21 protein-coding genes and 2 pseudogenes are annotated in these 24,074 nt (G+C 39.9%); 17 read left to right on the top strand and 6 right to left on the bottom strand.

Translation table 11 applies throughout. The annotated features are described in order from the left end of the window. Positions 1 to 92: 92 nt before the first annotated feature. A complete protein-coding gene (gene prfA, locus E4O07_RS09390; protein ID WP_253685183.1) occupies positions 93 to 1,178 on the top strand; it encodes a peptide chain release factor 1 in 1,086 nt (361 codons plus the stop codon). A gap of 6 nt (positions 1,179 to 1,184) precedes the next feature. Further along, a complete protein-coding gene (prmC, locus tag E4O07_RS09385; RefSeq protein WP_253685182.1) occupies positions 1,185 to 2,165 on the top strand; it encodes a peptide chain release factor N(5)-glutamine methyltransferase in 981 nt (326 codons plus the stop codon). Between the two features lie 2 nt (positions 2,166 to 2,167). On the opposite strand, the gene E4O07_RS09380 is transcribed toward prmC, so the two are convergent. Then, a complete protein-coding gene (locus tag E4O07_RS09380; RefSeq protein WP_253685181.1) occupies positions 2,168 to 2,719 on the bottom strand; it encodes a hypothetical protein in 552 nt (183 codons plus the stop codon). 106 nt (positions 2,720 to 2,825) lie between these two features. Here E4O07_RS09380 and E4O07_RS09375 point away from each other — a divergent pair. Next, positions 2,826 to 2,996: pseudogene (locus E4O07_RS09375) on the top strand (AAA family ATPase); the annotation flags it as partial. A gap of 39 nt (positions 2,997 to 3,035) precedes the next feature. Here E4O07_RS09375 and E4O07_RS09370 read toward each other — a convergent pair. Continuing rightward, complete coding sequence (locus E4O07_RS09370; RefSeq protein WP_253685180.1) at positions 3,036 to 3,542, bottom strand: GNAT family N-acetyltransferase; 507 nt, start codon at positions 3,540 to 3,542, stop codon at positions 3,036 to 3,038. Between the two features lie 97 nt (positions 3,543 to 3,639). On the opposite strand from E4O07_RS09370, the gene E4O07_RS09365 reads away from it, so the two are divergent. Genes E4O07_RS09365 through E4O07_RS09355 form a run of 3 tightly spaced genes read left to right on the top strand, consistent with a single transcriptional unit; the run spans position 3,640 to position 6,748 of the window. Next, positions 3,640 to 4,863 (top strand): SPFH domain-containing protein, encoded by a 1,224-nt coding sequence (locus tag E4O07_RS09365; protein ID WP_253685179.1) that lies wholly within the window; start codon positions 3,640 to 3,642, stop codon positions 4,861 to 4,863. A gap of 41 nt (positions 4,864 to 4,904) precedes the next feature. Continuing rightward, positions 4,905 to 5,972: a TFIIB-type zinc ribbon-containing protein gene (locus E4O07_RS09360; protein WP_253685178.1), complete on the top strand. Its 1,068-nt coding sequence runs from the start codon at positions 4,905 to 4,907 to the stop codon at positions 5,970 to 5,972. Beyond that, the gene (locus tag E4O07_RS09355; protein ID WP_253685177.1) at positions 5,966 to 6,748 is read left to right on the top strand and encodes a TPM domain-containing protein; all 783 of its coding nucleotides are present in this window, start codon (positions 5,966 to 5,968) and stop codon (positions 6,746 to 6,748) included. The genes E4O07_RS09360 and E4O07_RS09355 overlap by 7 nt, the downstream gene beginning before the upstream one ends. Before the next feature lie 72 nt (positions 6,749 to 6,820). Here E4O07_RS09355 and E4O07_RS09350 read toward each other — a convergent pair whose 3' ends face one another. Then, positions 6,821 to 8,971, bottom strand: a complete 2,151-nt coding sequence (locus E4O07_RS09350) for a methyl-accepting chemotaxis protein (RefSeq protein ID WP_253685176.1) — start codon at positions 8,969 to 8,971, stop codon at positions 6,821 to 6,823. A gap of 652 nt (positions 8,972 to 9,623) precedes the next feature. Between E4O07_RS09350 and E4O07_RS09345 the strand changes: the two genes are divergently transcribed. The 7 genes from E4O07_RS09345 (at position 9,624) to E4O07_RS09315 (ending at position 16,846) form a co-directional block, all read left to right on the top strand. After that, entirely contained in the window at positions 9,624 to 10,715 is a 1,092-nt protein-coding gene (locus tag E4O07_RS09345) for a M42 family metallopeptidase (RefSeq protein WP_253685175.1), read from the top strand. 8 nt (positions 10,716 to 10,723) lie between these two features. Next, positions 10,724 to 12,019, top strand: coding sequence for a potassium channel family protein (locus E4O07_RS09340; protein ID WP_253685174.1), 1,296 nt, complete (start codon positions 10,724 to 10,726; stop codon positions 12,017 to 12,019). Continuing rightward, positions 12,009 to 12,587, top strand: a complete 579-nt coding sequence (locus E4O07_RS09335) for a cyclic nucleotide-binding domain-containing protein (protein WP_253685173.1) — start codon at positions 12,009 to 12,011, stop codon at positions 12,585 to 12,587. Before E4O07_RS09340 ends, E4O07_RS09335 begins: the two co-directional genes overlap by 11 nt. Positions 12,588 to 12,696: 109 nt before the next feature. Continuing rightward, a complete protein-coding gene (locus tag E4O07_RS09330; protein ID WP_253685172.1) occupies positions 12,697 to 13,563 on the top strand; it encodes an Rpn family recombination-promoting nuclease/putative transposase in 867 nt (288 codons plus the stop codon). Positions 13,564 to 13,697: 134 nt separating this feature from the next. Next, entirely contained in the window at positions 13,698 to 14,306 is a 609-nt protein-coding gene (locus tag E4O07_RS09325; protein ID WP_253685171.1) for a hypothetical protein, read from the top strand. Positions 14,307 to 14,321: 15 nt separating this feature from the next. Then, positions 14,322 to 14,504, top strand: a complete 183-nt coding sequence (locus E4O07_RS09320; RefSeq protein WP_253685170.1) for a hypothetical protein — start codon at positions 14,322 to 14,324, stop codon at positions 14,502 to 14,504. Between the two features lie 11 nt (positions 14,505 to 14,515). After that, on the top strand, positions 14,516 to 16,846 hold the full coding sequence (locus tag E4O07_RS09315) for a polysaccharide deacetylase family protein (protein WP_253685169.1): 2,331 nt from the start codon (positions 14,516 to 14,518) through the stop codon (positions 16,844 to 16,846). 61 nt (positions 16,847 to 16,907) lie between these two features. Here the strand turns inward: E4O07_RS09315 and E4O07_RS09310 are convergent, their stop codons facing one another. Both E4O07_RS09310 and E4O07_RS09305 read right to left on the bottom strand, forming a co-directional pair. After that, complete coding sequence (locus E4O07_RS09310) at positions 16,908 to 17,609, bottom strand: DUF4398 domain-containing protein (RefSeq protein ID WP_253685168.1); 702 nt, start codon at positions 17,607 to 17,609, stop codon at positions 16,908 to 16,910. Continuing rightward, positions 17,609 to 18,679 carry a hypothetical protein gene (locus E4O07_RS09305; RefSeq protein ID WP_253685167.1) on the bottom strand — a complete coding sequence of 357 codons (1,071 nt, stop codon included), beginning with the start codon at positions 18,677 to 18,679 and terminating at the stop codon, positions 17,609 to 17,611. The genes E4O07_RS09310 and E4O07_RS09305 overlap by 1 nt, the downstream gene beginning before the upstream one ends. Positions 18,680 to 18,972: 293 nt before the next feature. Here E4O07_RS09305 and arcC point away from each other — a divergent pair, with 293 nt between their 5' ends. Both arcC and E4O07_RS09295 read left to right on the top strand, forming a co-directional pair. Further along, positions 18,973 to 19,902 carry a carbamate kinase gene (gene arcC, locus E4O07_RS09300; RefSeq protein WP_253685166.1) on the top strand — a complete coding sequence of 310 codons (930 nt, stop codon included), beginning with the start codon at positions 18,973 to 18,975 and terminating at the stop codon, positions 19,900 to 19,902. Further along, positions 19,902 to 21,293, top strand: coding sequence for an MATE family efflux transporter (locus tag E4O07_RS09295; protein WP_253685165.1), 1,392 nt, complete (start codon positions 19,902 to 19,904; stop codon positions 21,291 to 21,293). Before arcC ends, E4O07_RS09295 begins: the two co-directional genes overlap by 1 nt. A gap of 72 nt (positions 21,294 to 21,365) precedes the next feature. On the opposite strand, the gene rpsU is transcribed toward E4O07_RS09295, so the two are convergent. Continuing rightward, the gene (gene rpsU / locus E4O07_RS09290) at positions 21,366 to 21,575 is read right to left on the bottom strand and encodes a 30S ribosomal protein S21 (RefSeq protein WP_002673965.1); all 210 of its coding nucleotides are present in this window, start codon (positions 21,573 to 21,575) and stop codon (positions 21,366 to 21,368) included. Positions 21,576 to 21,661: 86 nt separating this feature from the next. On the opposite strand from rpsU, the pseudogene E4O07_RS09285 reads away from it, so the two are divergent. Together E4O07_RS09285 and metK are read left to right on the top strand one after the other, a co-directional pair. Further along, a pseudogene (locus tag E4O07_RS09285) lies at positions 21,662 to 22,714 on the top strand (DMT family transporter). 148 nt (positions 22,715 to 22,862) lie between these two features. Further along, positions 22,863 to 24,032, top strand: coding sequence for a methionine adenosyltransferase (gene metK / locus E4O07_RS09280; protein WP_253685163.1), 1,170 nt, complete (start codon positions 22,863 to 22,865; stop codon positions 24,030 to 24,032). The last annotated feature ends 42 nt before the right edge of the window (positions 24,033 to 24,074 follow it).

Genomic DNA, 24,074 nt, shown 5'->3' with positions numbered 1-24,074 from the left:
TGATATTTATATCATTAACAAATGATTTTGTAATCCCTGTATACATTTTCCTTAAAAAGTGTTATACTCCCTCCTCAATACAAGGAATTTTTATGAAAGAACGATTGGATAATTTACGAAACAGGCTTGTTGAAGTCGAAAAAGAAGTCGAAGACCCTAACCTTATAAAAGATGTTGCAAAATATAAAGAAACCATGAGGGAGCATTCCTATCTTTCAAAGTTGATGGAAGAATATGATAACTATCTTTCTATCGAAAAACAGATAGATGATTCCAAGCTCCTTATTCAAGAAGAAAGCGATCCCGAACTCAAAGAGATGGCGAGGGAAGAACTGCACTCTCTTGAGGCCGCCTTTGAAAAAAGCGAGGCCGATTTAAAAATGCTTTTAATTCCGCCCGATCCTCTGGAAGAAAAAAATATTATCATGGAAATCAGGGGCGGTACAGGAGGCGAGGAGGCTGCCCTCTTTGCGGCCGATCTTTTTAGAATGTACACCCACTATGCCGAAATGAAAAACTGGAAGTACGAGATTTTGTCCTTAAACGAAACGGAGCTTGGCGGCTACAAGGAAATTACCTTTTCCATTTCGGGAAAGTATGTTTACGGAAGCCTCCGCTACGAGTCGGGCGTTCACCGCGTTCAGCGTGTTCCCGAAACTGAAGGCTCAGGCCGCATTCACACAAGTGCGGTAACCGTTGCGGTTTTGCCCGAAGCCGAAGAAACCGAAATCGAAATCAATCAAGAAGATTTGCGTATCGACGTTATGCGTGCAGGCGGCCCGGGCGGTCAGTGCGTTAATACCACAGACTCCGCAGTCCGAATTACCCACATACCCACCGGCTTAGTGGTTATTTGTCAGGATGAAAAAAGCCAGATTAAAAATAAGGCAAAGGCCATGCGCGTTTTGCGAAGCCGTCTTTATGATTTGGAAGAAAGTAAAAAGCAGGCAGAACGGGCTCAAAACAGAAAAAGTCAGGTCGGCTCAGGTGACCGCTCCGAGCGCATCCGCACCTATAACTTTCCGCAAAACCGCGTAACCGACCACCGCATTAACCTAACCCTTTACAAATTGGATGCAGTTATGCAGGGAACTCTCGACGAGCTCATCGATGCTCTTTGTATCGCCGCCCGCGAAGAAATGATGAAGGCCGCAGACCATCACTTGGAGCATAAATAATTTTTAATGCTTTTTTTTACGATAAGGGAAGCCCGTCTTTTTGCAGCCGATTCCTTTCTTTCGTCTCACTTTTTAACAAGGAACGGATATGAAAGGAATGCTGCCCTCTTTGATGCCGATATTTTAATAGCCCATGTCCTAAAAAAAGAGCGCTCTTGGATCTTGGCTCATTCCGATTTAGATTTTTTGCCCTACAAAAAAGACTTTGAAGTTCTCGTAAAAAGAAGAAGTGCAGGGCTTCCCATCGCCTATTTAATCGGAAAAAAAGGTTTTTTCGGGAGAAGCTTTTATGTAAATGAAGATGTGCTAATCCCCAAGCCCGATACCGAAACCTTGGTAGAGCTTGCCCTAAACTTTGCGAGTGAAAGATTTGAAAAAAATGACCCCCTATTTGTTTTGGATATTTGCACGGGCTCAGGCTGTATAGGAATCTCTCTTGCGGCGGAGCTTTACGAAAGTATTCTAAATAAACCGCAGAGGGCGCAAAGAGTGCAAAGCACTTACGAAGTGCAAAACTATTTTGATGAGAATTTTTTTTTGGTGCTTGCGGATATTTCGGAAGGGGCTTTAGAGGTTTGTAAGAAGAATATGGCTTCTCTTTTGCCTTCCGCTCTATATAAAAAGACTCTTGCAGTAAGGGCCGATTTGCGCCTTGATTTTCCTAGTGTACCTGATTCAAACCGAAGCTATGACTTGATAACTGCAAATCCTCCTTATGTTCCGTCGAAGCTTACGGAAAGTCTTTTGGAGGACGGCCGCTCCGAGCCCCGTCTTGCCCTTGACGGCGGAGCTGAGGGACTAGAACTATTTCCGTCCTTGGCACAAAACTCTTATTCCGGCTTAAACGCAAGCGGGAAGCTCTTTGTTGAAGCAGGGGAATACCACGCCTCCCAAGCCGCGGAGATTTTTAGAAGTGCAGGTTTTTCTTCGGTTCAAATCCATAAGGACCTTGCAGGAAGCGACCGAGTGATAGAGTGCACAAAGTGAAATTAAGATTTCGTGCTTAAATATTGAGCGATTATCTCATCGATAAATTCGAGATATTTTTTGTTGACCGATGAAATATCTCCTATATCCGTTTTTCTATATTTTTCAAATTCGTAAAAAGAATTTTGAATTTGCTCATCGTTATCTTCTTTTAAGATTACCGGAATTATTTTTTCGTTTCGGCAATGATGCAGGGCGTAATCCGATAATATCTTTGACAACTCTTCATCGGTTTTGTTTTTTATATCGGTGTAAAAGGAATAATATCTATTCAAATTTTTAGAAACAAAGTGATCCGTAAATATATGAAAATCCAAACCTCTTAAAAATGAGGGCGGAGCATAACTATGCTTTTTAATAAAGTTTTCAAATAATTTTGAGCTATATCCGGCTCCTTTTTGTACAAAATGGCTTTTATAGTATTCTTCTTTTTTGCTTAAATCGTATAGATCGGGATATATCGCTCCATAATAAAAATACTCCTTTTCTTTAATGTCATTTGTTTTTTCGAGATATATTTTTGAAATAAGTATGTGCGAAATTTTATCCGGCATCTTTTTGTCCTTTCTTTATGTTAACCGATTTCCGGCATAAAAGCAAGCCGAGTTTCCCCTTATAAAAGTTTAAAAAATATGATACAATTAATTCGTAGGAAGGTAGAAAATGACCGAAAATGCCTTACGGGATTACCGTCCCGATATGAATAATCCTATTCCCATTTTATTCCAGTCCGGCTATTTAACGATAAAAGATTATGACAAGGAATTTCAGCTTTACAAATTAGGCTTTCCCAATGACGAAGTAAAATACGGCTTTTTGGATAACCTTGTGAAGCCAAGCCGGCTGATTGCCGACTAAAGAATAAAACTTTTAAACTATTTTTACATACCTCATTTCGGGGGCCTTTAATACCTCTTGGATTTGAGTTTTGCCGTCGGGTTTAAAGCCGTGATGTTCATAAAAACTTTTTGCAATCCCATTTTCTTGAAATACCCAAATACATAACTCATGGAGACCTAATTCTTTTGCTTCTTTTTCAAAATGGGTGATTAGTTTCGAGCCTACTCCCGACTTTTCAAAGGCCTTTTCGACATAAATAGCCATGAGTTCAAAACTATCGCTTTTATCGCTGTCCCGGCACATTCCTGTACGCATCATTCCCTTTATTATCCCGTCTTTGTCATCTTCATAAAGATACAGTTTTGATGTGCTTGTTTCAAAGTTAAGCTTTTCCTTTAAACGTTCTATAGATTTTTCAACCGATAGTTCGCAAAACAAAAAATTATCATCAACGATGCCCCTATAAGTATTTCGCCAGCCGTAAACATTTATTTCTGCAACCCTTGATAAATCTTTTAATTCTGCAAGTCTGACCATTGTTTTTCCTAAATTAAAATATCGTTTTCAAATATTGATATTTTGATTTTTTCGTTATATTATAGTTATATATCATTTAAATGTAAAGGAGTAAATTATGGGACTTATAGCAGCAGCAGTTGGAGCTGTAGGCGGCGGTTTGGCCGATCAATGGCTTGAAGTTATTGAGGCAGGAGATATGAGCGAGGGCGTTGTCCTTGCAAAAGGGGTCGCCGTACGCACCGATAAGCGCAACAAAAACACAAAGGGTTCAAGCGACATCGTTTCAAACGGTTCTATCGTTCATGTAAATCAAAACCAGTTTATGATGTTGGTAGACGGAGGAAAGATAGTCGATTATACGGCAGAGCCGGGATATTTTAAGGTTGAAAATTCGGCTTCTCCTTCTCTTTTCGGAGGTCAATTCGGCGATGCCTTAAAAGAAACATTCAGCCGTTTTAAATTCGGCGGTACTACTCCGATGAAACAGGAAGTTTTCTATGTTAATTTACAGGAGATTAAGGGTATTAAATTCGGTACTCCAAACCCCTTGCAATACTTTGACAACTTCTATAATGCGGAATTATTTTTGCGCACCTTCGGAAATTATTCTATTAAGATAACCGATCCGATAAAATTTTTTAAAGAAGCCTGTCCTCGGGATGCTGAAAATGTTTACATTGATGAAATAAACGAGCAATACTTGAGCGAATTTTTAGAAGCCTTACAGGCTGCCATCAGCCAAATGTCCATGGAAGGCGAGCGCATTTCCTTTATTCCGTCTAAGGGAACGGTTTTAAGCAAACACATGTCCGAAATCCTCGACGATTCATGGAAAGAGCTGCGCGGGATGGAGGTGCTTTCGGTCGGTATTGCAAGCATTTCCTACGATGATGAATCTAAAGAGCTTATCAATATGCGGAACAAGGGCGCTATGCTCGGTGATCCGTCCGTTCGTGAAGGCTATGTTCAAGGTTCTGTTGCTCGCGGTATGGAAGCTGCCGGTTCAAATCAAGCCGGTGCCGGAATGGCCTTTATGGGAATGGGTATGGGCATGAATACGGCCGGCGGCTTTATGGGACAGGCCAGCCAAAATAACATGCAGCAAATGCAGATGCAGCAAAATGCTCAATGTCCCTCTCAAGGGGCTGTGCAGCAATCAGGCGGAGGAGCCGGCAAGGCTGCGGGAGAATGGTTTTGTACCGAGTGCGGCCATAAAAATACCGGGAAATTTTGTGCCGAATGCGGAACTCCTAAACCTGCAGGAAGCGGTTGCCCTTCATGCGGTGCAGAGATAAAGGCCGGAGCTAAATTCTGTCCCGAATGCGGAACAAAATTATAAGTTCTATTTTTATAGAGGTATGATAAACATGGAGGTGGAACATGAGTGTTGACAATTATAAATGTCCGGGCTGCGGAGCACCGATAAGTTATAAACCCTCGGCGGGAGGTTTTAAGTGTGATTATTGTTTTTCAAGCTACACGGAAGAAGAAATTACCCGCTACATGGAGGAACTAAAAGCAAAGAAGGGCGGCTTTGAAGACTTATCTTCTTTCGAAGATGAAAGCGGAGGTGAAGGAGGGATAAAGCAATATCACTGCAATAACTGCGGAGCGGAAGTTGCGGCAGGAGAAACTTCAAGTGCGGTCTTTTGTTATTATTGTCACAGTCCTGTCGTTTTATCCGACAGGCTTAGAGGAGAATTTAAGCCCGATAAGATTATTCCCTTTAAGCTTGATAAAAAGGAAGCCTTAAAGCGCTTTGCTTCATGGGTAGAAGGAAAAAAATATGTTCCGGCTGATTTTACAAGTACGAGTACACAAGAAAAAATGACCGGAGTTTACCTTCCTCATTGGCAGGCCGACGTTACAGCCGATGTTGACTATCACGCCGTTGGTCTAAAAACTTCATCATGGAAAGCGGGAGATACCCAATATACAAAAACCGATAAGTATAAGATTGACCGTACCGGAAAACTTGAACTGAATAAGTTTCAGGAATTGGCTTTTACAAAGATAGATAAAAACCTTATCAATGGAATAAGCCCCTATGATTCCGATGAGCAAAAAGATTTTTCTCAAGGCTATCTTGCAGGCTTTTTTTCGGAGCAATATGATATCCAAAAAGAAGATGTAGAACCTATAATAAAAACCAGAGCAGAAGATTATGCTAAGGGAATTATCAGAGATTCTGCCGATTACAGCGGAGGTATTGAAGATGAAAAAGATAATACTTCCTACACCGTAAAAAATTATAATTATGTTTTGCTTCCTTCGTGGATACTTACATATCTTTATAGGGGGAAAACCTATGTATTTGCAGTAAACGGACAGACCGGAAAATCTTCAGGAGAGCTTCCGCTAAATAAGTCTAAACTTGCTCTTGTTTCAGGTCTTATATCGGGAATCCTTGCAGCTCTCTTACTTTTGGGCGGGAGGTTTATATGGTAGTAAAAAAAATTATTTGCTCGTTGATGATTTTTTTCTGCATAGGTTTAAGCTCGTATGCAGAGAATGAAAAAAAACTTTTGATAGACGAAGCCGGTGTTTTGAGCCAAGAAAATTTTACAAAGATAGAAAAATATTTGCAAGCTGTTTCCCGCAAAAGTAAATCCGATGCTGTAATTGTAATTGTTTCCTCTACAGGAGAAAAGAGCCCCCAAGACTATGCCGATGATTATTTTGACTATAATGGTTACGGGCAAGGATCCGAATATGAAGGAAGCCTCTTACTCATTGTAACGGGAGACGGTAGTCAAGGCAGCCGCTATGCCCATATTTCGACCCACGGAAAAAAGACGATAAGCACCCTGACCGACAATAACATTGAAAAACTTTTAGACTCTCTTATATACGGCGGACTAAAAGAAAATGATTATCTTAGCGGTATAGAATCCTATCTTAAAACTTTGGGAAGAAGATTTTACAACAGCCTTTCTCTTTTGGAAGTTGCAATGAGCTTAGGTCTTGCGGCCTTAGTATTTCTTTTTAAATTTTTCGGAACACAAAAGAAATATAAAAATAAAGAAGCCTTTGCTTTTGCTCCCTTCTACGATGTGAATAAAAACAGCCTTGTTTCATTTGCAACTGTCGATGATGTATTTCTTTCTACCAATACGGTATCGCAAATTATTGCAAAATCAGACGGCGGATCTAAATCCGGGGGAAGTTCTACGCATACTTCTTCCAGCGGCAGAACTCACGGAGGCGGAGGAAGAAGTTTTTAGTTTTAGTTAAAATTATAAAACCCGATTAAAAGCTTTATCTTAAACCGTTTAATCGGGTTTTATAAAAAAAAATTATTCTACCTTGAATTTCTTAACTTCCAAGGAGAGGTTTTCAATACTCTCCTTATTTTTTTGAGTGATTTCGTTTACCTCGTGAACAGCCTTATTTATCTCAAGCGTTCCATATGACATTTCATTCATACTGTTAGCTATGCTGTCTGACATCGCAGAAAGAGTATTCATCTCATTTGATACCAGAGTGCTTCCTTTAAGCATTTCTTGAGAAACATTTCTTATTTTATGAGTTATATTGTCAATAGTATTTATTGTACTCAGTATTTGTTGGTTTCCTTCATTTTGTTCATCCATTGCATTCATAATAACATGCTCTTGCTGCTTTGTTTTTTCCACAAGAGCGAATATATTATCGAAATGCTTTTCTATGCTTAAAGCGGAATCATTTACCTTTTCTATCTTTTCTTTTAAATCTTTGAGCATTGCATTGATTTTCTTTCCTTGACCGCCCGACTGTTCTGCAAGTTTTCTAATCTCACCTGCAACTACTGCAAAGCCCTTTCCGGCTTCTCCGGCATGAGCCGCTTCAATTCCTGCATTCATTGAAAGAAGATTTGTTTGTGCAGAAATATTTTGGATGATGGCGCTTGTTTCCAAAAGAATATCGGAGCTTGAATCTACAGCCTTGCTTAACTCGACCGTTTCGGTAATTAAGGCCTTACCGTTTTCGGTCGCAAGTTTAAGCTCTTCAAGAGTTTGAAGGTTCTCTTCGACTATACTTGATACTTCTTTTATATTTTCGACCATCTGCTTAATTGATTCGCTTGAAACATCTACAGTAGAGGTTTGAATATCTATCGAGTTATCGAGATTTTCGATTGTTCTCATCATTGACTGTAATGAGGTTCCTATTTCTATGACACTTCCGGCATGAGTCATCATTTGCTTTTTTATGTTTGAAATATTTTCGTTTATCTGATAAATTGCACTCGCAGTTTCGTTCATATTGACTGCTAAATTGTTTCCGACTTCCTGCATACTTTCCGTATCGTGTGTAACCGATTTTACCGAATTTGCAATTTTTTCTATCGTTAAATTAAAATAATGAGACAGGGAAGTTATTTCGTCATTACCTTTTATCGGAAGACTTGCCGTTAGGTCTCCGTCTCCTTCAGAAATATTTTTAAGTATGCGGGCCGTATTTTTTATTGGATAATTTATAAATTTATTTATAAATATAACAAGCATTATAATAAATATAATCAGTATTACTACGGATATAAGCAATGTCCTTATAAAAAAGAGATTGGTTGCGGTTATGATTTGAGCGATGCTGTAATCGAATTTTATATAACCTATTACGTTGTTCGAAAAATCTTTAAGATGATAATAGGCGGAAGCTTTATCATTTGAGATATTTATAAAAGAGCCCTTGTCCAGTTTGCTTATAACTTCTTCGGGGTTTTCTTTTATTTCTTGCTCGAAATTTGAGCCCATTATTTTGTATTCACCGTTTAAATTTTTTGCATAAACGCTTATATTCAAACCGTATTTTGAAACTTTTTCAGGGCAGGTTTCTGTAAAATTTTTAATAAATTCCGTATTCACGGCTCCTCCGTACTCAACCGTACCCAGATGCTTACCCTCTTTATTGACAGGAAAAATTATGCGGAAACCTAAATCGCTGACACCCGTTTCCAAACCGTATACTATTTGTTTTTCGGAATTTGCTTTTACCACTGTTTTTCTAAATGAAGAAAGATCATCTCCGAATTTTTCGGGTTTTTGAAGACGCAAAAATGAACGGTTTTCCGGAGTGTGAAAGTGGACTTGCTTGGCATTATATTTTTCTTTTAGTTTTTTATATACAGGCTTCATTATGGTTAAAAGACTTTCTCTATCTTGTTCTTCAAAAGCCTTGACTATGGACTCGTTGTTTGTTATCCCATCAAGAACGGCCTTTCCCGTCAAAGTATATCCGTTTATGGCATCCATAAAGGCTAAATATTTGATATCTCCGAGTGTTTCTATTTGATTGTTTGAAAATTTTTTTATGCTCCTCCAGTCTTTATATGTTAAAACCATGTATTGTAAGAGCAGCAGAGCAAAAACACTTAGCAATAACTTCATTTTTATAGAAAATCCCCATTTCCCGGCATAAGAATTTTTTTTAGGGTATAGGTCACCTCTTGAATCATTATTTTTCATTTTATTTTCTCCTTCAATATAAAAACACAATAACGGTCTTTATTCCAATAAAATTTATTTTAGGCTCAAAGGCGGGCAGCAGATATGTTATAAATATATAATCTATGTTAAAGGTTACTGTATTTGCTAAAAAAATATCTATTTCTTCTTATGGAAACTGCGTTTAATATAGTTGAAATTAGGCTTGAAACCTTTTATCCTATAGGGAAATCTTTTGGGATTTTTCTTTGCTGCGTTTAAAAATAATTCTGCCCTTTTCTCGATTAAAATCTGGTCCTGAGTTTTATCCTTATAAGAATTCTCGGACCCGATAGCTCTTTGGTTAGTTTGAAATTTATTATACATGCTTGACCTACAACTTTTTGTATTATGTACATTATTTAAGCTTTAAAATTTTGCAGTATGATTTGGTAGGAGGCTTTATCGTACAACCTTAAATACACTTACTTTTAATATTTAAGAGTATCGGCATCAACAAAGCTTTTTTTAGGTTTTTTTAGAATTATTTAATTTTCATATAAAATCTTTTTTTTTACAAAAGAGTCTTCTCGTCGTCTTTCAATGAGATTTGAATCATCTCTCCTCTTCTTGACATATCTCCCCATCTATAATATTCTATAAGTCTTAAGATAAGATATAGAGGAGCTTTATCATGGAAAAAAATAAGATTAACGAACTTAAAACTTCAATTTCAAATTCAGCCGAAAAGGTTATGGATGAGATCATAACTATCTGCAATATACCCAGTCCCACGGGCTACACCTGCGAAGCCGCCGACTATGTTATGAAAAGACTTTCAGGTCTCGGCTTTAAGCCTTGGCTTACAAACAAGGGCGCTGTTGTCTGTGAGCTGGATAAAAATGCGGAACCTAATACAGGCAAAAAAGGAGATAAGGCTCTTTTACTTTCAGCCCACATCGATACGCTGGGGCTTTTTGTGCGCCACATTAAATCTTCAGGCCGATTACGTACCTCTCTTGACGGAGGCTTTCCGTACAATTATGTGGAGCAGTCCAATGTAACCGTTATCACAAGAGAAGGGAAAAAATACGAGGGAACCATGCGCCTTACCGAGCCCGCCGTTCACGCTTCCCGCGAAATAAATGAACTAAAAAGAGATGACGCAAACATGGAGCTCGTCCTCGATGAAATCGTAAAATCCCGTGAAGATGTCGAAAAGCTCGGCATCATGGCCGGCGATGTTGTGGCCATTGAATCCCTTGCCCGAAAGGCCGGGAACGGTTTTTTAAAGAGCCGCCACTTGGACGACAAGGCAAGCTGCGGTATGTTCATCTATCTTGCAGAGCAGGTTGCAAAGGGTGAATTAAAACTAAAACGCAAGACCTATATTATGTTTACCAACTATGAAGAGATAGGACACGGCGCTTCTGCAGGACACCCCGAAGGCATAAGCGACATGCTTGCAGTCGATATGGGAGTTGTAGGAAGCGACCTTGATACCGATGAATATGCAGTTTCAATATGTGCGAAGGATTCTTCCGGGCCCTATAACTACGAGTTTACAAGCGAGCTTATCAAAATAGCTAAGGAGATGGAGCTTAACTTTGCCGTAGATATTTATCCTTTTTACGGCTCGGACGCTTCCGCTGCTCTAAGTGCAGGCTATGACTACCGCCATGCCCTAATCGGTACGGGTGTTGCAGCCTCTCACGGCTATGAAAGAATCCACAAGCAAGGCCTTGAAAACACTCTTCTTCTATTGATAGGTTATATCGCGGAGTAACTCATCCAATGAAGGCAAAGAAAAAATCGGGAAAAGCAGATATAGAATTTTCTCAGCCAAAAAAAACACCCTTGCTTGTCAGGTTTATGCTGTGGATTAAGCATATTCCTGCAAGCGATATATTTAGAATACTGGCAGGGTTTGCTTTTATATTTCTTGTGCTGGTTGTGATTATCTTTGTTTCGGAAGCAAACAGCAATTCAAGGATTAACAATTTTTTCGATGCCTTTTGGTATTCTCTTGTAACTATCACAACTGTCGGTTACGGAGACATTACGCCGTCCACCCTCTTGGGCCGCTTGGCAGGTATCATTCTTCTTCTTTTCGGGGTTGTTGCCTTTGCGGGGGTGAGCGGAAAAATTGCATCAGTTTTTTTTGACAGACAAATAAAAAAAGATAGGGGGCTTATTAGATTGGAAAAGATAAAAAATCATTTTTTAATTTGCGGCTGGAAGCCTAACTTTGACAGGATTCTTTTAGGGATTATTTCGGCAAACCCCGACATTCCCATAGACCATATTGTGCTTATAAACAATGCAAGCCCCGAAAACATGGATATAATCAAAACCGATAAACGCTTTAAGGGGCTTATCTACCTTTTCGGAGATTATACCGACGAGGCTACCTTGCTCCGCGCAAATGTAAAATATGCAGAGCGCGCCCTTATTCTTTCAGACTATTCGCAGAATTCTTCCCCCATGGAAATCGATTCGCGCACGGTGCTTGCGGTTCTTACGATAGGAAGTCTTAATTCCCGTATTTATACGGCAGCCGAGCTTATCGATTCAAAATTCCGTCAGCACCTTTCCCTTGCTCACTGCGATGAAATTATTTTAAGTACCGATTACGAAAGGAGCATCTTAGTTTCGGCATCAAGCGGCACGGGACTTAGCCACGTGTTGAGAGAACTAATCACGGAAAAATCGGGGGAGGGGCTTATCATAAAAGATATTCCTTTTGAGTTTATAGGCAAGACCTACCGCGAATACCGCCGCAGCCTTTCAGGCGGCCGAGTTTTGATAGGCCTTTTGGAAAATACGGGGAACTTTTACAGCCGCCGAAAAGAAGCCCTGCATGAGGCTCAAAAAAATCCCAATATCCGGCAGATAGTAAATAATCTAAAAAAGATAAAGAGGCTTAAAAGCAACGAGCCTATTTTAACTCCGCCCGATGAGTATATAATAAAACCCAATTCCCGCGGTATCTTCGTTTCGGGAAGAAAGCGTACCGACTTTACCCTTGACGGAACTGCTCTCGATGACTCCCAAATTTTAAATGAAGAAGGAGGCTCCGATGACAGATAAAGAAATCATGGAAAAGAAAGATGAGATTATAGCCCTTATATCGAGGCTGGAAATATTTGCCGATCTTGCAGATGCAGAGGAAGCTCAGGTTTCAGAAGGTATGAACAATTTTGAGCATTTTAGGGGAGAGCAAAATAAGACTTTTTTAGAAAAGCTTTTTTCTTTTTTAAATGTAAAAAATTTCCGCGAGGGCGAAATTATACTCGATAAAAACGATGCAGGAAGAAGCCTTTATATTTTGCTAAATGGTGAAGTGCAAATGCTCCGCACAACCCTTGAAGGTTCGCCCTTTGCCTTAAGCAATCTGAAAGCTGAAGAAAATGTCTGCTTCGGAAAAGCTGCCTTACTCGGAGAAGACTTTCACGGTTCTTCCGTAAAGGCCTTGAGTGACTGCACTGTCTTGGAGTTAAGGTCCCAAGACTTTTTAAGTCTCTGCGAAGAAATGCCTGCCCAAGGCTCCAAGGTTATTTACCGGATCGCCTGCCGATTGGCAAAGGCCCTCCAAGAAGCGACCAAGGATTCCCTCACCCTCTATCAAGCCCTGCTCGATGAAGTCGGCATGCCGTAAATTATAATTTTTTAAAAAAATTTTGCTATTTCTTACAATCAATCTCTAGAATAATTATGAAAGGGGAATTTTTTTTCTTATTTTAAAAAATTATTTCAAGAGGTAAAATATGGAAAAACTTTTTAAAATTACTCTCCGAAATGACTATGCCTTTAAGCGTGTCTTCGAAGTAGAAGAAAACAAGGATATTCTACAGGATTTTCTGGAATGCATTCTGGATATTCCGTCTGAAAACATCGCAGGTTTGGAACTTATGGACAAGGAGCTTCATAAGGATCTTATAAATGAAAAATTGGGCATCTTGGATATCAAACTACGGCTAAAAGACGGAACATTTGTCGATATCGAAATCCAAAATAGGTGGCATCGTGATTTTCCTGAAAGGACCTTGTATTATTGGTCTAAAATGTACAACGAGGGTATCAAACAAGGTCAAGACTATACAAAACTTCCAAAGTGTATTACAATAAACTTGATAGGGGAAGGTTTTAATAACAATAAGCGTCTCCACAATAAGTATGTTGTCCTTGAACAAGATACAAAAGAGCCTTTAGTTTCAAAACTTGAGATTCATATACTAAATCTTGAACAGGCAAAGCTGTTAAAAGAAGGTCAATGCAAGAATAATAAAACAAAACGCTTATTAAATTGGCTGAAATTTATCGAAACTGACGATCCGGAGGTACGTAATATGCTGGCACAAGAATCACCGATGATGCGAAAAGCAAATGCAACGATAGAAGTAATGGAAATGAGTCCTAGAGATAAATGGCTGTATGAATCCAGAATGAAATATGAACATGATAAAGCTTCATGTATAAGTGAAGGGTATCATCAAGGTATTGAACGCGGCTTTGCTGATGGTGCATACCAAAATAAGCTTGAAACTGCAAAAAACTTGCTTGATATAGGGCTTTCCGTAGAGCTTATTTCACAAGCTACAGGTCTTAGCAAGGAAGAGGTGGAGAAACTATAATTGGTTAATGGAACAAAGATGCTTGTTCGGATAAAATTTTATTGACCTCGAAACTTCGTTGCTTGTAATCCCATCTTCCTCCCTCGCCATTTCCTCCCTTTTCAAAGCCTTAAAAAAGGTGTATAATTAAAGATATGGCTAATGATGTGCAAAACAAGGAACGGGAGCTTTTGGCTGTCGTCGATTATATTTTAAACAGGGCAGGAGAGAGAGAAATAGAGGTTATTTCGGCTGCTTTGGAACGAAAAAAGCATGAGGCCTCGGCGGCAAGCCCCTTATCGGCTATAAATCCCGAAAATATGGCAAAACAGATGTCGGAATCCATCAACAAGTCGATTCAGGCAAGTCTTGAGGGGGTGCGCCATACCTTCCGTGATTTTGCGGCCGACATGCTTTTAAAAGAAGCCCCCGAACTTTCCGAAGATCAGATGAAGGCTCTTATCGACTCTTGGATTCCCGAACAAGGCTCCTATGACGGTTCGGTAAAAAGCCTTGCAAAAAACGGAAAGATTGACGGCCTTCCTGCCGATGTATTATATGGAATGATTTTGCAATTTGTTTCTTACAGCATAGGCGAAATGAGTGCAAAAGAAAACGATGAACTAAAAACGGCGATGGGAAACTGGACCGAAAAATACTGGAGCCGTTTTCCGATGAGAGTCAAACAGGAGATAAAAAGTTTTATCAGCGGGGAAATCACATCGGGTGAATTCAGGAAGAATATAACTGCTCTGATTTCTTAGAAGGGAGTGCTTAAGATGAATAAAACAAGGGCCGTCGAAGGCTGCGAGGACATAGACGAGGTTTTCGGTAAAATGGGCGAAATGCAAAAAAAAATCGCAATAAAAAAAATAACCGAGATGGAAGAATCTTTGGAAAAACTTGAAGACGAATTGACCGATATTATTAACACCCATTCAAATATATTGACGGAAAATTGACGGAGCTTTTTATGAAAGAAAAATTAAAATTTGCCTTAACGCTTTGCCTTATTTTTTTTACTTTATTAAACCTCCATTCCGAACTTTATTTTGAATCCGCAGATATCAATGCGGAAGGCGATATTTTATTCGATATAAAAGCAGATGCTTATGAGGACTATTCATATAAAACCCTTTTTAAGTATTCACATGAAAAAAACAAAATAGAACAGCTTACATTTTTCCCCGAAAAATTGCAGCTTTTAGGAAACAATAAATTTTTACAGGTTTCAAACCGCTTCGGCATTATAAGGCTTGACCTCGATTCCGGAGCTGTTGATTCTCACTCCGATTTTGAACCTCTTTCGGCATCCAATTCATCAAAGATAGGAGCCCTTAACAATATAAAATCAAGCCCTGACGGAAGATGGCTTACATTGATAGAGCCGTTCTCCCTTGTTTTCGGCCGGCTCGTGCTGGTTGACACCCATACCGACCGAAGATATATATTGAGCGAAAAAAATGTCAGAAATGATCTTCCCGTATCTTGGTCTCCTGATTCAAAAATTATTTTATACGAAGATGAAGGTGTTATTTACTTTGTCAGGCCTGAGTGGTTTTCGGAATCTTCTTTTACCGATAAGAATTTTAGAAAACTATCTCAAGGCAAAATAAAGAATTTAAAATGGATTTCATCTTCGGAATTTGTTTTTTTATCGGGAAATGCTCTTTATAAGGTCTACTCCACAGAGCTTTTTACGAAGGCCTTTTACGCCCCCTTATTTTCGGCCGGAAAGCTTGCCGCAAAAATCCCTTCGGATTTTTCTCCAGCCTTTGATTCCATTTTTATAGCACCTGATGGTAATACCGCCGTTTTTGTTAAGGGTAAACGAAATGTTTATTATATTAAACTGGATGGAGACGATTATATAAATGTTTACTCCTCGGATTCCATTCCTTATTTATTGCTCCCGGGAAATACGGCTGAAGTTTCAGTTTATTGGAAGGATAATTTTCCCATCGTTTTTGCCGAAGGTCTTACAGACGGAGCAAAAATTTTAAGGGCATGGCAAATTCTTCCTTCTTCTTCAAGTTTTCAAAAAATCCCAATTACGGAAAAAAGCTCCTTTCTTGCTGCTTCCCCTAATTTTGAAATTGCCGCTTTTAATGAAGATGAGGGTCTGGTTTTTTATGATACCTTTGGTAAAGGTGAAAATGGAGAGCCCTCATGGAAAAAGCTCGATATTTTTTTGGATGAAAAAATTTTCTCAGCCGTTTGGAAAAATAATTTTACCGTTTTTTTAGGCGGTGAAAATTATATCTACGAGTATAACCTTAACGATAATTCTTCCGGTGCAGGCAAAAAAAAGATTTCCGTTTCGGCCATGCAGGATTATAGCTGGTCTGATTCGGGCAAGGAAATTTTAATAAGCCTAAAAAGCGGCAGTCTTGATTCCGCTAATTTAGAAATCTTGCAATATGCTTCCAAATTAAAATGGAGGCTTTCCGAAAAAAAAGTTATGCAAAAGAAAAATGCAAATCTTTCCGACAGGATTTACATTGATTCAAATTCCGGCTATTTTTCAAATATGATCTATATCCGCCGTCTTAAAGACTTTATAACGCGTCCTCTTTTGGAAGACGGGGGCTTTTTAAGGGAGAAAGCTCAAAAAAAGGTTTCTTCCGAGAGCGGTAATTCTTCTTCCGTTTTTTCGCATGGAAGCCGGAGCGGAAAAAAACGGGTTGCCCTGGTCTTTGATGCCATGGATGACATGGACGGAATTGCGAGCATTCTTTACACCCTAAAAAAGAATAATATAAGTTCAACTTTTTTTATAAACGGAGAAGCGATGAGGCAAAATCCTAATGCCGTAAAAGAAATTGTAAAAAGCGGACATCAATGCGGCTCCCTTTTCTTTACCACATGGAATTTAAACGATGCCTCTTATAGAATCGATGATAATTTTATAAAGCAGGGCCTCGCTCGAAATGAGGATAGTTTTTATTCTCTCACAGGATCCGAGCTTTCCCTTATCTGGCACACCCCTCATTATATTTCTTCCTCCCTCATCGTAAATGCAGGAAAAAATGCCGGCTATATTTTTATTTCGCCTGATGTGCGGGTGGCCGATTGGCTCAGCCCTGATGAAAAATTCGCAGTTCCTTCTCTTTATAAGTCTTCTGCCGAGTTGATTGAAGATATAGCCGATGCGGTTCAGCCGGGCTCTATAATTCCCATACGCATAGGCAGAAGCTTTTCAAGCAGGAACGATTATCTTTATTATAATTTGCAGCTTTTGATTGATGTTTTAACCGAAATGGGATATGAGATTACCGATGTTAAAACCTTGATGGGTGCTTAATAAGGCTCTTAATAAAAAGGCCTCCAAACTCTAAAAGACTTTGGAGGCTTTTTTAATTTATTTATTTAAAATGTTTATAGGTTTTTGAAGGATCGTAGAGGCCGGATCTTTTTTCTCCCTTAATCGAGGGGATTGTCAAAACTATGCCGGGCTCTACCCAGTTGGGATTTTTTGCATCAGGCAGCTTGTCCTTGTTGGCCTCATACAGCTTGCGCCACATAAAGGGATTACCATAGATTTCCTTTTTGGCTGCGATGTTCCACAAGCAATCTCGCTCTCCCCGCCATGTCCTAATTCTATATTGAGAAGGTAATTCTGCAAGGCCCGTGTCATCCTTTCCCTTGACAACAGAAAGAGCATCCATTACCCTTTGGGCACATACGACTGCTACATCGTAGTTTTCGTTATCGAAGGCTATGCTTCCTGCATTTAAGGCTTCTTCTGCAGTCTTATAGGCATCGGGATATTTTTCTTCAGCTCCATTTGCCTTAGCCCAAGTGAATCTGGTTCGTGCCTTGTTCATCTCTTGCTCGGCTTCGGTTTTAGCCAACATTCTTTGAATGAACTCGGAGGATTGCTGTGCATAGCTTTCTGCAAGTTTAGAGTATTCTATAGATGCTTCGTAATCCCCTTCATCATAGGCCTTTGCTGCAAGTTCCGTATACGCCCGGCTTTTTCTCTGGTATTCGTTATCATCATATGATACGGCAAAAAGAGGTGTTAAAACCGTTAAAAATATTAAAATTGTGATAAGCTTTTTCATTATTGACCTCCTCCTGCTGTTGTTTGGTTATTTTCCGTGTTTGCCGGCTCATCTCCCTGTGTATTTATATTTTCAACAGGTGCTCCGGTCTGAGGTGTGGACAGGTTTTGTAAATCAAGTTCTCCTTCAGTAAAGCCTTCTCCGGCCTCGGTCAAAGGAGCCTCCTTGTCCGCTTCTAAGGCAAGATCCGAGCTTTCCTGTTGTCTCATTGCAGCTTCGGCCATAGCTTTTTCGGCCTCAGCTCGTTTTAAAGAAACTTCCTCGTACAGTTTTGCAAAGAGCTTTGCAGCTTCATTGTACGAGATATAGGCTTCCTTATAATCAGCCCTGTCTGCAGCCGATTTGCCTTTATTATAGGTTCTAACTGCCTTGTTGTACTCTTCTTTTCTGCTTCTTGCTGCCTTGATAGAGTCACAGTCATCTTTGTACTCTTTTGCTGTATCTTTAGCAGTTTTGGTAAATTCAAGGTATCCCTTAGCGGCTACCTTTTTATAAAGCTTTACGGCATCTTCCGAAGCTTCTTTTGCCATTTTGTGGTCTAAGCGGTAATGATCTATCGTGTTGATCGAAAATCTTTCGGCATCAACATAGTCTGCCGGCGAATATCTTCCAAAGTTATTGCTTTCAATTTCAGCTCTTAAACTTGAGGCATTCATCAAATTTGAAAGAGTGTCATATCGTATAATAGCTTCGTTATACTTTGCTATTGCAGCTTTATAGTTGCCGGCTTGGGCATCAGAGTCGGCTTTTTGTTTTAAGGCTTCCGGTACTTGGAAAAGCTCTGTATAAGCCTTATCGGCACCCAGCTCTACAGCTTTTTTTCTCGCCTTATTAACCTTTCCGTTTTGACCTTGAAAAAGCTTAAGCTCTGCAAGCAGAGGGTCAGCCTTGGGTACTTCGGGTTTGACGGTTTCCTGCTTAGGCTTTTCCGTTTCTACGGCCGGAGTCTTTACTTCTTCAACTTTCGGCTCAGGCAGGATCTCTTGCGCTTTTTGTTTCGATGCACATGATGCAAAAAAAATCGGCACAAGGATGGACATCAAAATAAGTAATTTATAATTTTTCTTCATTAAATACCTCCCATTTGATATTAATTAATGATACTCCTTTTTCCCGCTTTTTTCAAGCCGTAATTTTTTTTGTCTTGAAACTAAAGAATATTCAAAAAAGGTATAATTATCCTCATCGGCATAACAAGAGGGGACATTTTTATTGTGCTAAAATAGGGGACATTTCTATGGTGTATTGACAGACATTTCTATGGTGTATTGACAACTAAGTTTCTTTGTGCTTGAAACAATCAAAAAAATCCTATATAATCTCCGGATTGAATGAAATAATTCTATTTTAAGGAGAGAATTCTATGCCGAAAAAGATTGTTATTGCCTTGGGCGGCAATGCATTGGGAAATAATTTGGAAGAACAAAGAAAGGCCGTTAAGATTACGGCAAAGGCCATTGCCGACTTGGCTGAAGAAGGTCATCAGGTCATCGTTTCTCACGGAAACGGGCCTCAGGTCGGAATGATTCATTTGGCTATGTCCGAATACCACAAAATCGATCCTAAAACTTCGGAACCGGAACTTGCGGTTTCCGTTGCCATGAGCCAGGGCTATATCGGGAACGATTTGGAAGCCGCTTTAAGTGAAGAGCTTTTAAACCGCGGTATCAATAAGCCCGTTGCTACATTAATAACTCAGGTTATCGTAGATCCTTCCGACCCTGCCTTTTCAAAGCCTACAAAGCCCATAGGCAGTTTTATGACCAAAGAAGAAGCCGATGTTTTAATAGCTAAGGGTGAAAATGTTGTAGAAGATGCAGGCCGAGGTTACAGGCGTGTTGTGGCTTCTCCCAAGCCGGTCGATATTGCAGAAATCGAAAGCGTCAGGGCTCTTTGCGATGCCGGTCAGATAGTTATTACCTGCGGAGGCGGAGGTATTCCTGTAGTAAAAAAAGGAAACGCTCTTTGCGGTGTTCCTGCCGTTATCGATAAGGACTTTGCAAGTGCAAAACTTGCTCAGCTTTTAAATGCCGATTGCCTTATAATTTTGACGGCTGTAGAAAAGGTTGCAATCAACTTTAACAAGCCCGATCAAAAATGGCTTTCAGAAATTTCTGTTGAAGAAGCAAAGAAATACATTGAAGAAGGACACTTTGCCCCCGGCTCCATGCTGCCTAAGGTTCAGGCCGCCATTCAATTTGCCGAATCGAACAAAAAAGGCTATGCCCTTATTACCCTCTTGGAAAAAGCAAAGGATGCAATCGACGGTAAATCCGGAACGATAATCAAATAGTGTTTATAAATTTAAGACATAAGTATTTCGGCCCCTTTTCTTTTTATAAAAAGGCCGTAAAATTAGCTGTACCTGTAATGGTACAGCTTTTTATTCAATCTCTGGTTTCTCTTATAGATAATTTTATGGTGGCAGACCTTGGCGACCTAAAGATGAGCGGGGTAAATGTTGCCAATCAAATTATCTTCGTATATATAACCGGCCTCAATATTCTTTGCAGTGCAGGCGGAATGTTTATGTCGCAGTACAACGGCACAAAGGATGAAGAAGGAATGCAGCAAGCCTACCGCTTTAAGCAGATATCGGGCCTTATCTTCGCCCTTGCTCTTCTTGCCGTCTGTCTTACAGTTCCCGACCTTGTGCTAGGTCTTTTGGTCAGCGGCAATGCTGCAAAAAAAGAAATAGTCGAACAGGCCGTAATTTACAGCGATGTCATCCTATTATCCTTTATTCCTACAGCCTTTTCGATAGGAATAGCATCTTCTTTCCGCGAGACGGGGAACGTAAAGGTGCCCATGTATATATCCCTTGTTTCGACCCTTATAAACACCATCGGAAACTATATGCTCATATACGGAAATCTTGGAGCACCGAGGCTTGAGGTTGCAGGGGCTGCCTACGCGACGGTCATTGCCCGTTCGGCCGAACTTATAATCTTTGTGCTTTATGCCAAAAAAATTAAGCCTCTTTTCTATGTAAAGATAAAGGAGATGCTTAAAATAAAGCTACATCTTTTCCATGAGATTTTTAAAAAGTCGGCCCTCATCTTTTTTGCCGATATGTCTTGGGTTATGAGCGAGATAGTAGCAACTGCCGTTTATAACAGCCGAGGAGGCCCCGAGGTTGTAGCCGGTATGTCTGCGGGCTGGACGATCGCAAACCTCTTCTTTTTGATTTTTCCCGCGATAGGCACTTCGGTGGGCGTTATAATAGGCGGTACCCTCGGACGGAATAATTTGGAAGAGGCAAGAGAGCAGGCCCGCTGGATTAAAAGCGGGGCTCTTGCAATCGGGCTTGGAACAGCTGTTTTGGAGCTTTTCTCGATTATGCTGGTTCCGATTGTGTTCCGAAGTTTAAGCCCTGCATCCCATGAGGTTACAAGGCTTCTTATAATCTTTATCGCTCTTTATATGCCTGTGTGGACTCTTCAAAACACCCAATATGCTATAGCCCGATCCGGAGGCGATGCCGTCATGGGAGTCTGGGTTGATACTACGGTAAATTTATTTTTATTTATGCCCTGTATGCTTTTATTGTATTATCTTACGGATTGGTCTTCACCCGTGATGTATGCAATCGCAAAAATCACCAGCATAATGAAGGCCGTCTTTGCCGAAATCCAGCTGAAAAAAGAACGCTGGGTCAAAAATTTGACTCGGATTGAAAAATAAGGTTTGACAAAAAACTATTTGACATAAAAAAAGAGCTTACGGTTTAAGATAAAACCGCAAGCTCTTTTTGCATTAATAGCTCTTTGAATCGCGTGAGCGTCTTGTTTTTTTCATAAGTTTTCGGCGGAGGGCCTTATTCTTTCTGTTTAAAACAGTGGAAGGTTTTTCGTAGAATTCCTTCTTTTTCCATTCGCGGATAATACCTTCTTTTTCGACTTGACGCTTAAATCTTTTGAGAGCTTTTTCAAGATGCTCTGAATCGTCAATTGTTACATATGCCATTTCTCTTTTCACCCCCTCCGGCTTTAGGATTAAAGGCTGATTATATATAAAATATAAAAAGATGTCAATAGGATTATTTTTGTACAATTTTCCATCGACTTGTCTTTTTTTTTGTTTTCTTGTATAATACCCTCCTAATATGTAATAAACCTTTTTCAAAAAGGAAAGCTCGTTCCGGAACTTTTTGAGGCATTTGCATTTGCCGTTTTACTGACGATGCAAAGGATTTTATTTTGACTAATACCAAGATTAATGTTTTATCGCGTTTAGCCCTTTTACTTGTTGCTATAGTATGGGGTAGTTCTCTTGTAGTTGTAAGCGAAACTACCGATTTTTTTAAGCCTAATTTTTTATTGGGCTTGAGGTTTTCTATTGCCTGTTTATTGCTTTGTCTTGTGTTTTATAAAAAGTTAAAACTTATAAACAAAGACTACCTTATAAGCGGAGGAATTGTCGGCTTTTTTCTATTTATAGCTTATTCCAGTCAAACCTTCGGCGTTACAACTGCGGGAGGTCTTCCGGGAAGAAGCGCTTTTTTATCGGCTTCTTATTGCGTGATAGTACCCTTTTTAGGCTGGATTGTGAACAAGGTTCGTCCGGATAGGTACAATGCCTCTGCAGCGGTTTTGTGTATTTTGGGAATAGGCTTTGTGTCCTTTAAGGATTTGGTGCTTTCTTCTGGTGTAGGAATAACCATGGGAGACTTCTATGCTCTTTTAAGCGGTCTTCTTTTTGCAAGCCACATTATAAGTATTACACGATTAAGCAAGAGAAAGGATCCGATTCTTATGACGATTATCCAGTTCGGTGCGGCTGCAATACTTTCATGGCTTGTAACCCTTATTTTTGAAGATAATAGTGCAATAGTTTGGTCTTATTCGTCCATAGGTTCCGTACTTTACCTTGCTGCCATTTGTACGGGACTTGCTCTTCTTTTACAAAACATAGGGCAAAAGCACACGGATGCTTCAAGTGCCGCCATTATCTTAGGGCTTGAGTCTATTTTTGGAATTATCTTTTCGGTTATATTTAAGGGTGAAAGCCTTGACGTTTATTCGGTTTTAGGCTTTATCTTAATTTTTATAGCGATAATAATTTCGGAAACAAAGCTTTCATTTTTAAAAAAAGAAAAAGCCTAGAAAAACTTTAAAAATTCCGGCTTTTAACGGTATAGTAAGATAAACTTTTAGTACTTCCATATAGCGGTAATTCCGTAGAGCTTGAAAAATTACCTAATTTTATGATATAATATCAACCTTGATACTATTATTAAAATGCGAGGTTAATATGAAAAACGATATAAGTTATTTTACATCAGAGTCGGTAAGCGAGGGTCATCCCGATAAGCTCTGTGATCAAATTTCGGATGCGGTTTTAGATGCCTGTTTACGAGACGACCCTGAAAGTCATGTAGCCTGTGAAACCTTTGCCTCTACTGCCTTAGTACTTGTCGGCGGAGAAATAACTACCAATACCTACGTAGATATTCAAGAGATTGCACGGACTATAGCAGAAGAAATCGGCTATACAAATACGGATTTCGGTTTGGACTGCCATTCTATGGCCGTTATGAATATGATTCACTCACAATCCCCCGACATTTCTCAGGGTGTAGACGGAACGGGGCTTGATGAGTACAAGGGCCGGCAGGGTGCTGGCGATCAGGGTATGATGTTCGGCTTTGCCTGTAAGGAAACTCCTGAGCTTATGCCTGCTCCCATTATGTTTTCTCATTCGGTTCTACGCTATGCTGCAAAGCTCAGAAAGGAAAAGGTTATTCCTTGGCTGAGACCCGATTCAAAGACTCAAATTACGGTAAAATACGAAGGCTTTAAGCCTATCAAGATAGATACGGTTGTGCTTTCTCATCAGCACTATCCCGATGTTCAATATGACGAATTAAAGCATACTCTGATAAATCAGGTTATTAAACCTGTTTTGGAGCCGACCGGACTTTTGGCCGATGATACCAAGTATTTTATAAATCCTACAGGACGCTTTGTTATAGGCGGCCCCTTCGGCGACACAGGTCTTACCGGAAGAAAAATAATCGTAGATACCTACGGCGGAATGGGAAGACACGGCGGAGGTGCTTTTTCGGGTAAGGACCCGTCAAAGGTTGACCGTTCTGCTGCCTACATGGCCAGATACATAGCAAAAAACGTAGTAGCTGCAGATCTTGCACGCCGCTGTGAGGTTCAGTTGGCCTATGCAATAGGGGTTCCCTTCCCTGTTGCCGTCAGAGTAGATACCTTTGATACCGGTGAAGTCCCTGAAGAAAAAATAGAAAAGGCAATAAAAGAAGTTTTTGATATGTCTCCTGCAGGTATTATAAAAACCTTAGATCTGAAACGCCCTATTTATAAGGAAACAGCTGCTTACGGACATTTCGGCCGTCCCGAATTCTCATGGGAAAAGACCGACAAGACAGAAGCCTTAAAGAAGGCAATCAAATAGGCTCGTAGGTTATTGTTCCATAACTAAGACTTGAGGGAATTA

The sequence above is a fragment of the Treponema sp. OMZ 798 genome (assembly GCF_024181385.1).
Classification (GTDB): Bacteria; Spirochaetota; Spirochaetia; order Treponematales; family Treponemataceae; genus Treponema_B.
This window is presented reverse-complemented; position numbering and strand designations above follow the sequence as displayed.